This is a genomic window from Pseudomonas sp. OVF7 (genome assembly GCF_030644265.1).
Lineage (GTDB): Bacteria > Pseudomonadota > Gammaproteobacteria > Pseudomonadales > Pseudomonadaceae > Aquipseudomonas > Aquipseudomonas gorinensis.
The window spans coordinates 3,664,477-3,678,423 of sequence record NZ_CP128996.1; the positions used below are offsets into that span (position 1 = coordinate 3,664,477).

Below are 13,947 nucleotides of genomic sequence, written 5' to 3' on the forward strand. Positions count from 1 at the left end.
CGGCCAGCGTGGTTTAACGGGGCGTCTAAGATCAAGATCAAAAGCCAGAGCAAAGCCAGAGCAAAAGCAAAGCAAAGGAAAGGCAGAGCCAGAGTAACCGCAACAATACGATCAGCTGTAGAACCCCATGCCCAAGTAACCGCATGCGGCGTCATGCCACGGGTGAATGTTGATCGTGGTCAAGGGATAAATGCGCGGTAGTTCTCACACTGTGGCGAACTTTCTGGAGGACTGCGTCATGCCTTTGTCTCTTGCGCAATTGCGCCGCAACTACACCCTTTATGGCTTGCGTGATGACTTGGCGCAGGACGATCCTTTAGTGCTGTTTGGCCAGTGGTTGGATCAGGCGCGTAAAACCGAAGTGCCTCCGGTCGAGGCCAATAGTATGGCGTTGGCCACCGTGGACAGTCAGGGCCATGCCCATTGCCGCATTCTGTTGCTCAAGGGTTTCAGCGCTGAGGGTTTTTTCTTTTTCGGCCATTACCAGAGTGCCAAGGGGGAGGAGTTGGCGAGTAATCCCCATGCGGCCATGACGTTTTTCTGGCCGGGGCTGGAGCGGCAGGTGCGTATCGAAGGCCCGGTGGTGCGGGCGGATGCGCAGCTGTCGGACGATTATTTTGATGCGCGTCCGGCCGCCAGTCAGTTGGGGGCCTGGGCCTCGCCGCAAAGCCAGCCCCTTAGCCATCGCAGCGAGCTGGAAAGCCGCTTGCGCGACGTCACCGAGCGTTTCGCCGGGCAGCAACCGCCGCGCCCTGAGCATTGGGGCGGCTACCGCCTGCAACCGCAGCGCATCGAGTTCTGGCAAGGCCGCCCTGACCGCCTGCACGACCGCCTCGATTACCGCTTGCACGCCGGGACGTGGCAGCGCACGCGCCTGGCCCCCTGAACGAGATACCTCCTTGGAGGAATAGGCCCTGCGCCCATTGCGGCGCAGGCTGACAGCCACTTTCTTTACGCCTGGAGCCTTGATCATGGCCCATTTGAAACAACGTCATTTCATCCCCCTGAACATCGCCGTGCTGACCATCAGCGACACCCGCACCCTCGACACCGACACCTCCGGGCAGACCCTGGTGGACCGCCTGCAAGGTGCCGGGCATGTGCTGGTCGACCGTGGCCTGGTGATCGACGATATCTACCAGATTCGTGCGCAGGTCTCCCTGTGGATCGCCGACCCTGATGTGCAAGTGGTGCTGATGACCGGCGGCACCGGCTTCACCGCCCGTGACAACACGCCCCAAGCGGTGCTGCCGCTGCTGGACAAACACGTGGAGGGCTTCGGCGAGTTGTTCCGCCAGGTGTCCCTGGTCGAAATCGGCACCTCCACCTTGCAATCCCGTGCGTTGGCCGGCATCAGCAACGGCGTGCTGGTGTGCTGCATGCCGGGTTCGCCGGGCGCGTGCCGTACCGCCTGGGATCAGATCCTCGCGGGCCAGTTGGACAGCCGCACCGGCCCGTGCAACTTCGTGCCGCACCTCAAGCCCCAGCCCGAGCAGATCCTGCAAGCCTGCGAGTCGCGTTCGTGAGCGTTTCGGTGTGCGACAGCGGCCACCTGATGCCGGTGGACGAGGCCATCGCCACGCTGCTGGCCCAGGCACCGCCACCGCCGGGCACTCAGGTAATCGACCTGGAGCACGCCCTGGGGCGGGTGGTCGCCGAGGAACTGTTCTCGCCCCTGGACCTGCCCGGGTTCGACAACAGCGCCATGGATGGCTACGCCCTGCGCGCCGAGGACGTACCGGCAGAGGGGGGCTACCTGATGCTCGCCGGGCGCATTGCCGCTGGCCAGCACAGCACGGCGAAGGTGCTGGCCGGGCAGGCGGTGCGCATCTTTACCGGTGCGCCGGTACCGGCCGGTGCCGACACGGTGGTGCCCCAGGAACGCTGCCGCCTTTACGGCCAGCGTATCTGGTGCCCACCGGTGCGCCTGGGTGAGCATGTGCGCAAGCAGGGCGAAGAGTTGCGACGCGGCCAGACCCTGGTCGCCGTGGGCAAGCGCCTGCGTGCCCAGGACATCGGCTTGCTCGCATCGGCCGGCATCCCGCGCCTGAAAGTCTACCGCCCGCTGCGGGTGTGCCTGCTCAGCAGCGGCAATGAACTGCGCGAGCCGGGTGAGGCACTGGTGCCTGGGCAGATCTACAACAGCAACCGATATGCCCTGGCCGCGTTGCTGCGCGGCTGGGGCGTGGACGTGCTCGACTACGGCGTGATGGCCGACGAACTGGCCGCCAGCCGCGATGCACTGGCCCTGGCGTCCTCCGAATGCGACGTGCTGTTGACGTCTGCCGGTGTATCGGTGGGGGAGGAGGACCACCTCAAGCAGGCCATCGAAGAACTCGGCCGCGTGGACTTCTGGCGCCTGGCGATCCAGCCCGGCAAGCCCCTGGCGTTTGGCGAGGTGGCGGGCAAGCCATGGCTGGGTTTGCCCGGCAACCCGTCGGCGGCGTTGATCACAGCGTTGGTGGTGGTGCGTCCGTTCCTGTTGCGCGCCCAAGGTGTGGCGCGGGTGCTGCCGGTACCGATCCAGGTGCCGGCCGATTTTGAATGGCTCCAGCCCAACAAGCGCCGCCAATACCTGCGCGCGCGCCTGAGCCCCGGCGAGGATGGGCAATTGCGCGCGGTGCTGCACCCCCAGCAAAGCTCGGCGATGCTCACCGCCGCCTGTTGGGCCGATGGCCTGGTGATCATCGAGCGCGAGCATCAGGTGCCCAGGGATGCACCGGTGCCATTTCTGTCTTTCGCTGAATTTTTGTGAGGAACCCCCATGCAACTGGTCTGCCCCGCAGGCAACCTGCCTGCGCTCAAAGCCGCGGTGCGCCAAGGCGCCGATGCGGTGTATGTCGGTTTTCGCGATGACACCAATGCCCGGCACTTCGCCGGGCTGAACATGGACGACAAACAATTCGACGGTGCCGTCGCCTTTATTCGCCAGCACCAGCGCAAGCTGTACGTGGCGGTCAATACGTACCCACAACCGAAGATCTGGGCGCGTTGGCAGCGCGCTGTCGACCGCGCGGCAGACCACGGCGTGGATGCGCTGATCGCCGCCGACCCCGGGGTACTCGACTACGCCAGCCGGCACCATCCGCAGATGGCCTTGCACCTGTCGGTACAGGGCTCGGCCACCCATGCGGCGGCGCTGAAATTCTATGCCGAACGCTACGGCATTCGTCGCGCGGTGTTGCCCCGCGTGCTGTCCCTGGCCCAGGTCAAGCAAGTGGCGGCGAGCAGCCCGGTGCCGATCGAAGTGTTCGGTTTCGGCAGCCTGTGCATCATGGCCGAGGGGCGTTGCCACCTGTCGTCCTACATCACCGGCGAGTCGCCCAACCTCTGCGGCGTGTGTTCGCCGGCCAAGGCCGTGCGCTGGAGCGAGGACGCCGACGGCTTGAGCGCGCGCCTGAGCGAAGTGCTGATCGACCGCTACACCCGGGACGAACCCGCCGGCTACCCGACCCTGTGCAAGGGCCGCTTCCTGGTGGGCGGCAAGCGCTTCCATGCCCTCGAAGAACCCACCAGCCTCGACACCCTCGACCTGGTACCGGAGCTCACCGCCATCGGCGTCGAAGCGGTCAAGATCGAAGGCCGGCAACGCAGCCCGGCCTATGTGGAACAAGTCACCCGGGTCTGGCGCGCCGCGCTGGACGCCCACCGCAATGCGCCTGCCAGTTTTGTGGTCAAGGACCAGTGGCGCCAGGTGCTGGCCGGGTTATCCGAAGGCAGCCAGACCACGCTCGGCGCCTACCATCGTGCGTGGCAGTGAGGAGACACAGATGAAACTCAGCCTGGGACCGGTGCTGTTTTATTGGGATAAGGAACACCTGGGGCGCTTCTATTCAGACATGGCCGGCTTGCCCCTGGACGTGATTTACCTGGGCGAAACCGTGTGCGCCAAACGCCGCGCGTTCACCCTGGATCATTGGTTGGGCCTGGGCCGGGAACTGCAAACGTACAGCTCGGCGCAGATCGTGTTATCGAGCCTGACCTTGATCGAAGCCGCCTCCGAACTGTCGAGCCTGCGCCGCCTGTGCGACAACGGCGAACTGTTGGTGGAAGCCAACGACATGGGGGCGGTGCAGATGTTGATCGAGCGCAAATTGCCCTTTGTCGGCGGCCCGGCGCTTAACCTCTACAACGGCCACGCCCTGGTGCAACTGCTCGATGCAGGCATGCAACGCTGGGTGCCGCCGGTGGAATGCTCCCAGGGCTTGATCGCCGATGTGCTGGAGCAGGTACGCGAATTGGGCCGGCCGTTGCCCGAAGTGGAAATCTTCGCCTACGGCCACTTGCCCCTGGCGTATTCGGCGCGCTGCTTCACCGCCCGTGCCGAAAACCGGCCCAAGGATGACTGCCAGTTCTGCTGCATCAACTACCCCGACGGCATGGCGCTGACCAGCCAGGAAGGGCAGGCGCTGTTCACCTTGAACGGTATCCAGACCATGTCGGCCGACGTGACCAACCTGCTGGCCGATTACCCCGGCCTGGTGACCAGTGGTGCCGATCTGTTGCGCCTGAGCCCGCGAGCCGAGGGCATGGTCGAGGTGGTGCGAGCCTTCGACCAGGTGCGCCAGGGGGCTACGCCGCCGCTGTATGTCGATGGTTGCAACGGCTACTGGCACGGCCAGGCGGGCATGTTGCGGGTTGAGGAGGTGGGGCTGTGCTGAGTCGTAAACAATGGCTGCTCAAAGGCGCCGACCAATTGTTTCCATTGATCCGTCGCGTACCGTTTGGCGTGCAGCGCCTGGTCTTGCAGCAAGCCCTTAACCGCTGCCTGGCCGAGCCTTTGCGCGACGGTGGGTTTGACCTGCTGCGCGGACGCTGGATGTGTCTGCGTATTCCTGACCTGGGGTTGTGCTGGTACCTGACCTTGGGGCGCGATGGATTGCGTATTGCGCAAAAGGCCGAGGCGCAGGTGAGCATCAGTGGTAACTGGCGCGAGTTCTTGTTGCTCGCCAGCCGGCAGGAAGATCCGGATACGTTGTTTTTTCGGCGCCGGTTGGTGATTGAGGGGGATACGGAGTTGGGGTTGGGGTTGAAGAATTTGATCGACAGCCTGGATCCGGATGTGTTGCCGCCTTGGTTGTGGCGGAATCTTGAGCGGGCGGGGCGGGGGGTTGTGGTTTGAGGGGGGGGGGTGGGGACATATCCGTTGTTGCGGTAACGGCCACTGGCGGTTCCGCCCTTCCGGCGGGTCACTTTTGGAAAAGAGCCCCAAAAGTAACCAAAAGGGCTCCTGCCCCACCACTCGGCACCTCGCCTAGGCTCGGTGTGCCCTCACTCCGGCTTTGGAGCGTGGGCCGCCGTCATGGGCCATCCCTGGCCCAGGACGGCTAACCCGGCGTCCTGCCGGGTTACCCACGCTCCAAAGCCTGCGTTCGGCCAGCGTGGTTTAACGGGGCGCCGAAGATCAAAAGCCAAAGCGCGGCGGCCTTAGAGCCGACCGGTGTTGTGGCTGGTGTACTCGGTTGGAAATGTGGGAGGGGGCTTGCCCCCGATGAGGGAGTGTCAGTCACTTATTTGTTAACTGACCCAGCGCCATCGGGGGCAAGCCCCCTCCCACATTTGGATCTCCACAGGTCAGATATCTCCATAAGTCAGGTAGACCTCATTCTGCTTTTGCTCTGCTTTTGCTCTGCTTTTGCTCTGCTTTTGCTCTGGCTTTTGATCTTGATCTTAGGCGCCCCGTTAAACCACGCTGGCCGAACGCAGGCTTGAATCCGTGGGTAACCCGGCAGGACGCCGGGTTAGCCGTCCTGGGCCAGGGATGGCCCATGACGGCGGCCCACGGATTCAAGCCTTCGTTCGGGCACACCGAGCCTAGGCGAGGTGCCGAGTGGTGGGGCAAGAGCCCTTTTGGTTACTTTTGGGGCTCTTTTCCAAAAGTAACCCGCTGTAAGAGCGGAACCGCCAGTGGCCATTCCCGCAGCAACGGATATGTACCCCAACCCACCAGTGGCCATTCCCGCAGCAACGGATATGTACCCCAACCCACCAGTGGCCATTCCCGCAGCAACGGATATGTACCCCAACCCACCAGTGGCCGTTACCGCAGAAACGGATATGTACACGGAACCCCCAACCGCCACCCCCAATCACCCCCCTCTGACCAACTTGATTTCAATCAAGGGCTACCCGCCATCACCGCACCTACCATCGGTCCCATCTTCAGCGTCGTCAACAAAGGGATCCCATGGCCCGCTCCTCGCACCTGACACTCCACTGGCTGGTCATGTCGGTGCTGCTCATCCTCTTCACCAGCGCCCACGCCCAACCCTACGGCGCGATCGAACAGCAACGCATCGACAAAACCTTCCCCCAGCACGACGCCGTCTCCGCCCCCGAAGGCAAGTTCAACGTCCGCACCATCACCCAAGCCAACACCCCCATCGGCTACGTATTCCAGAGCCTGGATGTGATGGCGATCCCCGCCTACTCAGGCAAACCCATCAATACCCAGGTGATCCTCGACACCGCCGGCATCATCCGTGACGCCTACGTACTGGAACACCACGAACCCATCCTGTTGATCGGCATCCCCGAGGTCAAACTCCACGACTTCACCGGCCACTATGCCGGCGTCGACGTGCGTCAACGCGTCGTGGTGGGGCGCTCCAGTGACCCCAAGGCCGTGACGGTGGATGCGATTGCCGGCGCCACGGTCACCGCGATGGTGGTCAACGAAGTGGTCATGCGCGCGGCCCATGAAGTGGCGGTCTCGCTCAAGTTGATCGACGGCAAGGCCGCGACCCCACAGAAAGCCGCGCTGATCCGCACCGATCAATTTGCCCCCGCCACCTGGGAGCAGTTGACCGGCAATGGCGCGATTCGCCGCCTGCTCTTGACCCGTGGCCAGGTTGACGCCGCCTTCAAGGACACCGCCGCCGAAGCGGGGGAGGCTGGCGATGAGACTTTCATCGATCTCTATGTGGCCGACATCAACCCGTCGAGTATCGGCCGCAACCTGTTGGGGGATGCGCACTACGCCACGTTGATGCAGGCGCTCAAGCCGGGTGAACAGGCCATCGCCGTGCTGGGCCGTGGGCTGTTTTCGTTCAAGGGCTCGGGTTATGTGCGAGGCGGTATTTTCGATCGGGTGCAGTTGCGCCAGTTCGGCAATGTGATCAGCTTTCGCGACCTCGACCACCGGCGCATCGATGATGCCTACGCCGCGGGCATGCCGGACTTCACCGAGATGTCGGTGTTTATTGTGCGGGCACAGGCGGCGTTCGACCCCGGTTCGCCCTGGACCCTGGAGTTGCTGGTGCGGCGCCAGACCGGGCCGGTCAGTGGCACCTTCAGCAGCTTCGAATTGCCTTACCAGCTGCCGGAACAATACCTGGAACGGCTACCGCCCACCGCCGAGGAACAAGCGGCGATCGATGAAGCCAACCGCCCGTTGTGGCTGAGCATCTGGTACCAGAAACAAACCCAGGTGCTGGTGCTCGGTGTTGCGTTGGTGCTGCTCACAGTGATCCTGTTCCTGCAAGACAGCCTGGCGCGTCGCCCGCGTCTATTGCACTGGCTGCGTCGCGGCTACCTGGTATTTACCGTGGGGTTTATCGGTTGGTACGCGTTGGGGCAGCTGTCGGTGGTCAATGTGCTGACCTTCGTGCATGCACTGGCCCAGGACTTTCGCTGGGAACTGTTCCTCACCGACCCGCTGATCTTCATGCTCTGGGTGTTCACCGCCGCCAGTATCCTGCTGTGGGGACGCGGCGTGTTCTGTGGCTGGTTGTGCCCATTCGGCGCCTTGCAAGAACTGCTCAACGAAGCCGCCCGCCGCCTGAAGATCCGCCAGTTCGAATTGCCCTTCGCGGTGCATGAGCGGCTATGGGCGATCAAGTACCTGATCCTGCTGGTGCTGTTCGGCCTGTCGCTGGAGTCCATGGCCACCGCCGAACGTTTTGCCGAAGTGGAGCCGTTCAAGACCGCCATCACCCTCAAGTTCGACCGCCAGTGGTGGTTCGTGCTCTACGCCGTGGCATTGCTGGTGATCAACCTGTTCACGCGCAAAGTCTACTGCCGTTACCTGTGCCCCCTCGGCGCCGCCCTGGCGATCCCGAGCAAATTCCGCTTGTTCGACTGGCTCAAGCGCCGCCAGGAATGCGGCAACCCCTGCCAGCTGTGCGCCAAGGAATGTGAGATCCAGGCCATCCACCCGGACGGCCATATCAACGCCAATGAATGCCACTACTGCCTCGACTGCCAGATGACCTGGCACAACGAAAACAAGTGCCCGCCGCTGATCAACAAGCGCAAGAAGCGCAACAAGGCGGCCCCCGTACAGATTCCCGTAGTGCAGATAAATCCCAACCCTTGAAGGAGCGACCCATGAACGATACAGACGACAACCATGACGGCCTGACCCGGCGCAGTTTCCTCGGTACGGGGGCGGTGACCGGGGCAGTATTGGCCGGGGCTTCGGCCCTTGGCAGCGCGGTGTTCACGCGTGAATCCTTTGCCGCGGCGGCCAAGGATGCCAAGTCGAAAATCCATGTGGAGCCCGGTCAGTTGGACGACTACTACGGCTTCTGGAGTGGCGGCCACCAGGGCGAAGTGCGGGTGTTGGGCATTCCATCGATGCGCGAGCTGATGCGTATCCCGGTGTTCAATATCGACTCGGCCACCGGTTGGGGCCTGACCAACGAGAGCAAGCGCATCCTGGGGGAGGGCGCCAAGTACGCCAACGGCGATTGCCACCACCCGCACCTGTCCACCACCGACGGCAAGTACGACGGCAAGTACCTGTTCATCAACGACAAGGCCAACACCCGGGTGGCGCGTATCCGCCTGGATATCATGAAGTGCGACAAGATCCTCACCGTACCGAATGCCCAGGCCATCCACGGCCTGCGCCTGCAAAAAGTGCCCTACACCAAGTACGTGTTCTGCAACGCCGAGTTCATCATTCCGCACCCCAATGACGGCAAGAATTTCGACCTGAAAGACCGCAACGCCTTCACCATGTTCAACGCCATCGACGCCGAGAAAATGGAAATGGCCTTCCAGGTGATCGTCGACGGCAACCTCGATAATGCCGATATGGACTACACCGGCAAATACGCAGCCGCCACCTGCTACAACTCGGAAAAGGCCACTGACCTCGCCGGCATGATGCGCAACGAGCGCGACTGGGTGGTGGTGTTCAACATTCCGCGCATCGAAGCGGCGATCAAGGCCGGCAAGTTCATCAGTGTGGACGGCGCCAAGGTGCCGGTGGTGGACGGGCGCAAATCCGAGGACGGCAAGGACAGCGAGTTCACCCGTTACATCCCGGTGCCAAAGAACCCCCACGGCTGCAACACCTCGCCGGATGGCAAGTACTTCATCGCCAACGGCAAGCTGTCGCCCACCTGCACCATCATTGCCATCGACAAGCTCGACGACCTGTTCAGCGGCAAGATCGCCGACCCGCGCGGTGTGGTGGTCGGTGAGCCGGAACTGGGCCTGGGCCCGCTGCACACCACTTACGATGGGCGCGGCTTTGCCTACACCACGCTGTTTATCGACAGCCAGGTGGTCAAGTGGAACATCGCCGAAGCCATCCGCGCCTACGGCGGCGAGAAGGTCAACTACATCAAGCAGAAGCTCGATGTGCAGTATCAGCCGGGCCACAACCATGCGTCGCTGACCGAAACCCGCGACGCCGACGGCCAGTGGCTGGTGGTGCTGAGCAAGTTCTCCAAGGACCGCTTCCTGCCCACCGGCCCGTTGCACCCGGAGAACGACCAGTTGATCGACATCTCCGGCGACGAGATGAAACTGGTCCACGACGGCCCGGCCTTTGCCGAACCCCATGACTGCGTGATGGCGCGCCGCGACCAGATCAAGACCAGGACCATCTGGGACCGCAACGATCCATTCTTTGCCGAAACCGTGGCCATCGCCGCCAAGGACGGGATCAAGCTGGAAACCGACAACAGGGTGATTCGCGACGGCAACAAGGTGCGTGTGTACATGACCTCAATGGCCCCGGCCTACGGCCTGGGGGAATTCACCGTCAAGCAGGGCAATGAAGTCACCGTGACCATCACCAATATCGACATGATCGAGGACGTGACCCATGGCTTTGTCATGGTCAACCACGGCGTGAGCATGGAGATCAGCCCACAGCAGACTTCCTCCATCACCTTCATCGCCGATAAGCCGGGGCTGCATTGGTACTACTGCAGTTGGTTCTGCCATGCCCTGCATATGGAGATGGTGGGGCGGATGAAGGTCGAGCACGCCTGACCAAGGCACACCGCAGGACAAAGGTGGGAGGGGGGCTTGCTCCGATGGGGGTGTATCCGTTGATGCATCCGTGGCTGATTCACCGCCATCGGGAGCAAGTCGAATCGTCGCACCGCCCCTCCCACATTGGACTGCATTCAGTTTAAGGACATCACTGTGGCTCGATCACTCATCACCTTGATAGGGCTCGCACTGCTCTCGTTCGGGGTGAACGCTGCCGTACGTCCCATCACCGACTTGCCCCTGCAAGCCGACGGCCCCAACCGCTGGCGCCTGCCGGCCGGCGAATACCGGGGCGCGTTCCACATCGACCAACCGCTGCAATTGACCTGCGCGCCCGGCGCCGTGTTCCAGGCTGAAGGGCAGGGCAACGGCCTGCTCATCGGCGCGCCGGATGTCAGCGTCGAGGGCTGCACCTTCCTGGATTGGGGGCGTGACCTCACCGCCATGAACGCCGGCATCTTCATCCAGGCCGACGCCCAACGCGCCAAGGTGCGCGGCAATCGCCTGCAGGGCCCGGGCTTTGGCATCTGGGTCGACGGCACCGCGGACGTCAGCCTGCTCGACAACCGCATCCAGGGCGACCCCTCGATCCGCTCCCAGGACCGTGGCAACGGCATCCACCTGTACGCCGTGCACGGCGCTCGGGTCATCGATAACCAGGTGCGCGAGACCCGCGATGGCATCTACATCGACACCTCCAACGGCAACCTGCTGCAAGGCAACACCTTGCAAGACCTGCGCTACGGCATCCACTACATGTTCTCCAACGACAACCGGGTACTGGGCAACACCACCCGCCGCACACGCACCGGCTATGCCTTGATGCAAAGCCGCCAACTGACGGTGACCGGCAACCGCTCCGAACAGGACCAGAACTACGGCATCCTGATGAACTACATCACTTATTCCACCTTGCAGGACAACGTCGTTACCGATGTGCGCGACGGCTCCACCGGCGACACCATGATTGCCGGCGGCGAAGGCAAGGCGCTGTTTATCTATAACTCGCTGTTCAACCGCATTGAAGGCAACCGCTTCGCGCGCAGCGCAGTGGGCATTCACCTCACCGCCGGCTCAGAAGACAACCGCATTGCCGGCAACGCGTTTGTCGACAACCAGCGTCAGGTCAAGTACGTCGCCAGCCGCTTGCAAGAATGGTCGGCGGACGGGCGGGGCAACTACTGGAGCGACTACCTGGGCTGGGACCGCAACGGCGATGGCCTGGGTGACGTGGCCTACGAGCCCAATGACAACGTCGACCGCCTGCTCTGGCTCTACCCCCAGGTGCGCCTGTTGCTCAACAGCCCCGGCATCGAGTTGCTGCGTTGGGTGCAACGCGCGTTCCCGGTGATGAAGTCGCCGGGGGTGATGGACAGCCACCCCCTGATGCAAGCCCCCTCACATAAGGAACCTGCCTGATGAACTTGGTCGAGATCGACGGCGTCAGCCAACGCTATGGACGTGCCACGGTGCTGCACGGCCTGAACCTGAACCTGGCCCCCGGCGAAGTGCTGGGGCTGTTCGGGCATAACGGCGCGGGCAAGACCACTGCGATGAAACTGGTCCTCGGCCTGCTGCGCGCCAGTGCCGGCCAGGTGCGGGTGTTCGGCCGTGCACCGAGTGATCCCCACGTGCGCCGCTGGCTCGGTTACCTGCCGGAAAACGTCACGTTCTACCCGCAGCTCAGTGGCGTGGAGACCCTGCGCCACTTTGCCCGGCTCAAGGGCGCGCCGATGCATCAGGTCGACAGCCTGCTGGAGGACGTCGGCCTGACAGCGGCCGCCACGCGACGGGTCAAGACCTATTCCAAAGGCATGCGCCAGCGCCTGGGGTTGGCCCAGGCCCTGCTCGGCGAGCCGCGCCTGTTGCTGCTCGACGAGCCTACCGTGGGTCTCGATCCGTTCGCGACCCAAGACCTGTATCGCCTGCTCGACCGCCTGCGCGCCGCGGGGACCAGCATCATTCTGTGTTCCCACGTGCTGCCGGGGGTCGAAGCGCATATCAACCGCGCCGCGATCCTCACCCAGGGCCGCCTGTTGGCGCTGGGCAGCCTGGCACAACTGCGTGCCGAGGCCGGCTTGCCGACGCTGATCCGCGGCAGCGGTTTGCAGCGTGTCGAGGTGCTGCAACAACGCTGGAGCGCTGCCGGCCATGTGACCCGGCCCTGGGGCGACGAAGGGCTGCAAGTGGCGGCGTGCAACGGCAGCAAGGTGGAACTGCTGCGCCAGTTGCTGGCCGAGGACAGCCCCAGTGATGTGGAAATCCTCACGCCTTCCCTCGAAGACCTTTACCGCCATTACATGAACAGCCACCAGATCACGGAACAGGAGGCGGCGTTATGAGCCCGGTCTGGAACATGGCGCGCAAAGAGTTCTGCGACGGCCTGCGCAACCGTTGGCTGTTGGCGATCAGCCTGTTGTTCGCGGTGCTGGCCATCGGTATTGCGTGGCTGGGGGCCGCCGCCGCCGGGCAACTGGGCTTCACCTCGATTGCCGCGACCATCGCGAGCCTGGCCAGCCTGGCGACCTTCTTGATGCCGCTGATTGCGTTGTTGCTGGCTTATGACGCCATCGTCGGCGAGGACGAAAGCGGCACCTTGTTGCTGTTGCTCACCTATCCCCTGGGACGCGGGCAGATCCTGCTGGGCAAGTTTGTCGGCCACGGGCTGATCCTGGCATTGGCCACGGTGCTCGGGTTTGGCTGCGCGATGCTTGCCATCGCGCTGCTGGTGGATGACGTCGAACTCGGCGTGCTTCTCTGGGCGTTTGGCCGTTTCATGCTGACCTCGACGTTATTGGGCTGGGTGTTTCTCGGCCTGGCCTATGCCCTGAGCAGCCGTTGCGCGGAAAAATCCACGGCTGCCGGCCTGGCCCTGGGCGTGTGGTTTTTCTTTGTGCTGGTGTTCGACCTGGCGCTGCTGGCCCTGCTGGTGGTCGGCAAGGGCCAGTTAAACCCGCAGGGGTTGCCCTGGCTGTTGCTGCTCAACCCTACCGACGTGTATCGGCTGATCAACCTGTCCGGCTTCGGCACGGGCACACAGTCCATCGGGGTCATGGCCCTGGGCACGGACCTCGACGTACCGCCGCAGGCCCTGTGGGCGTGTTTGTTGGCCTGGGTGGCCGGGCCGTTGGCGCTGGCCTATGGGATGTTTCTGCGCCGCGGCGCTTGACGATTTTTTTGACGGCTGGAGTAAGTGATATGGGTTTCAAGACACGGGTACTGACGGCCTTGCTGGTCGGTTTGCTGCTGACGGCGTGCGATAAGGAACAGGCGTCGAGTTTCAGTGACGCGCCGGTGGCATTTCATCCCAACGATGAGTGCCACGTGTGCGGCATGGTTATCAACGAATTCCCCGGGCCCAAGGGGCAGGTGGTGGAGCGGGGCGCGGTGAAGAAATTCTGCTCCACCGCCGAAATGCTCGGCTGGTGGCTGCAACCGGAGAACCACCGTGACGACGCCAAGCTGTATGTGCACGACATGGGCCGCAGCCCGTGGGACTCGCCCAATGACATGCACCTGATCGACGCCCGCAGCGCCTTTTACGTGATCGGCACCGGGCTCAAGGGGGCAATGGGCGTGGTGCTGGCCTCGTTTGCCGATGAGGCCAAGGCGCAGAAGGTCGCGGCGGACACCGGCGGGCACGTGTTGCGCTTTGCCGAGATCGACCTGGCACTATTGCAACAGCCAGCGGGCATGGCCCACAGCGGCCATTGA

The 13,947-nt window shown here is 63.3% G+C and carries 12 protein-coding genes; all 12 read left to right on the plus strand.

All coding sequences use genetic code 11. From position 1 onward, the window contains the following. Positions 1 to 238 precede the first annotated feature (238 nt). The 12 genes from pdxH to QU606_RS16905 all read left to right on the plus strand — a co-directional run bounded on the left by pdxH (position 239) and on the right by QU606_RS16905 (position 13,947). Complete coding sequence (gene pdxH / locus QU606_RS16850) at positions 239 to 886, plus strand: pyridoxamine 5'-phosphate oxidase (protein WP_024075013.1); 648 nt, start codon at positions 239 to 241, stop codon at positions 884 to 886. Positions 887 to 971: 85 nt separating this feature from the next. After that, on the plus strand, positions 972 to 1,526 hold the full coding sequence (moaB, locus tag QU606_RS16855; RefSeq protein ID WP_069076594.1) for a molybdenum cofactor biosynthesis protein B: 555 nt from the start codon (positions 972 to 974) through the stop codon (positions 1,524 to 1,526). Next, entirely contained in the window at positions 1,523 to 2,755 is a 1,233-nt protein-coding gene (gene glp / locus QU606_RS16860) for a gephyrin-like molybdotransferase Glp (RefSeq protein WP_102625638.1), read from the plus strand. The genes moaB and glp overlap by 4 nt, the downstream gene beginning before the upstream one ends. A 9-nt stretch (positions 2,756 to 2,764) precedes the next feature. Beyond that, entirely contained in the window at positions 2,765 to 3,760 is a 996-nt protein-coding gene (locus QU606_RS16865; RefSeq protein WP_069076596.1) for a peptidase U32 family protein, read from the plus strand. Between the two features lie 10 nt (positions 3,761 to 3,770). Further along, positions 3,771 to 4,661, plus strand: coding sequence for a U32 family peptidase (locus tag QU606_RS16870; protein WP_150293713.1), 891 nt, complete (start codon positions 3,771 to 3,773; stop codon positions 4,659 to 4,661). Beyond that, a complete protein-coding gene (locus QU606_RS16875) occupies positions 4,655 to 5,122 on the plus strand; it encodes an SCP2 domain-containing protein (protein ID WP_024075018.1) in 468 nt (155 codons plus the stop codon). The genes QU606_RS16870 and QU606_RS16875 overlap by 7 nt, the downstream gene beginning before the upstream one ends. 1,065 nt (positions 5,123 to 6,187) lie before the next feature. Beyond that, positions 6,188 to 8,317 (plus strand): transcriptional regulator NosR, encoded by a 2,130-nt coding sequence (nosR, locus tag QU606_RS16880; protein ID WP_304997230.1) that lies wholly within the window; start codon positions 6,188 to 6,190, stop codon positions 8,315 to 8,317. Positions 8,318 to 8,328: 11 nt separating this feature from the next. Beyond that, positions 8,329 to 10,230: a TAT-dependent nitrous-oxide reductase gene (gene nosZ / locus QU606_RS16885; RefSeq protein ID WP_102625716.1), complete on the plus strand. Its 1,902-nt coding sequence runs from the start codon at positions 8,329 to 8,331 to the stop codon at positions 10,228 to 10,230. A 156-nt stretch (positions 10,231 to 10,386) separates the two neighbouring features. Further along, positions 10,387 to 11,652 carry a nitrous oxide reductase family maturation protein NosD gene (locus QU606_RS16890; protein WP_370531072.1) on the plus strand — a complete coding sequence of 422 codons (1,266 nt, stop codon included), beginning with the start codon at positions 10,387 to 10,389 and terminating at the stop codon, positions 11,650 to 11,652. Further along, positions 11,652 to 12,575 carry an ABC transporter ATP-binding protein gene (locus QU606_RS16895; protein ID WP_304997231.1) on the plus strand — a complete coding sequence of 308 codons (924 nt, stop codon included), beginning with the start codon at positions 11,652 to 11,654 and terminating at the stop codon, positions 12,573 to 12,575. Before QU606_RS16890 ends, QU606_RS16895 begins: the two co-directional genes overlap by 1 nt. Further along, positions 12,572 to 13,402, plus strand: coding sequence for an ABC transporter permease (locus tag QU606_RS16900; RefSeq protein ID WP_304997232.1), 831 nt, complete (start codon positions 12,572 to 12,574; stop codon positions 13,400 to 13,402). Before QU606_RS16895 ends, QU606_RS16900 begins: the two co-directional genes overlap by 4 nt. A gap of 29 nt (positions 13,403 to 13,431) precedes the next feature. Continuing rightward, entirely contained in the window at positions 13,432 to 13,947 is a 516-nt protein-coding gene (locus QU606_RS16905; protein ID WP_193690548.1) for a nitrous oxide reductase accessory protein NosL, read from the plus strand.